General features: G+C 47.9%; 1 protein-coding gene. It reads right to left on the bottom strand.

The window, feature by feature from the left end:
- Nucleotides 1-927, bottom strand: a 927-nt coding sequence (locus R7035_RS25210; protein WP_318146324.1) for an ABC transporter substrate-binding protein, incomplete at both ends; no start/stop codon positions are given.

Genomic DNA, 927 nt, shown 5'->3' with positions numbered 1-927 from the left:
CGCTTCTTTCATCAGCTCTTTAGCTTTCTTCAGATCGTAGCGAGGAACCAGTTTTTCGTTGTGACCAACGTAACCCGCAGGGCTTTGCTGACCAGCAGCTGTCGCGAAGCCTTTCATGATTTTCTTCACGATGCCTTCGTTGTTGATCGCATGCACGATAGCTTGACGAACGCGCACGTCTTTCAACGCTTCATTGCTGTTTTGGTTCATTTGGAACGTGATGATTCGCGTACCAGGTAGTGTCACGAGATCGATGCCTTTCGCGTCTTTCACACGTTGGTGATCGTTTGGCGCTACTGGGTGAATCATATCGACGCCACCAGAAAGAAGCGCAGCCACACGAGTCGCGTCTTCTTTGATTGGTACTAGCGTTAGCTTATCAACGTTACCTTTCGACGCTTTATCCCAGTAATCTTTGAAGCGTTCAAATTCCACTTTTACGCCTTGTTCACGTGATGTCACGATGAATGGGCCAGTACCGGAAACGTGAGTCGATGCAAATGAGTTACCGTGCTTCACTAGTTCAGACTTGTCTTTGCCGTCTTCTGTCTTACCTGAGTAGAACTTACTGTCCATAGGGAAGATGTACGTCGCCGTTTGCAGAACAAGTGGGTATGGACCTTTAGTAACCAAATCGAACGTGTAGTCATCCACTTTTACGATTTTCTCGTACGGGTCGAAGATCGCTTTAAAGTCTGGAGAGCTTTGTAGACGCTCAAATGTCCACACCACATCATCCGCTGTTAGCGAGTTACCAGAGTGGAACTTCACGCCTTCACGCAGTTTGAAGCGTACCGTTGTGTCGTTAACACGTTCCCAGCTTTCTGCTAGACGAGGTTCGAAGTCCATTGTTTGAGTGAAACGAACTAGAGGGTCAAATACCATGTGTGACATTTGCAGTGTACCGCCAGACAACTGCTCATGCGG

Source organism: Vibrio sp. 1731 (genome assembly GCF_033339955.1).
In the GTDB taxonomy this organism is placed as follows: Bacteria; Pseudomonadota; Gammaproteobacteria; order Enterobacterales; family Vibrionaceae; genus Vibrio; species Vibrio alginolyticus.
The sequence above is the reverse complement of the archived record's forward strand: the minus strand, read 5'-3'. Positions and strand labels throughout refer to the sequence as shown.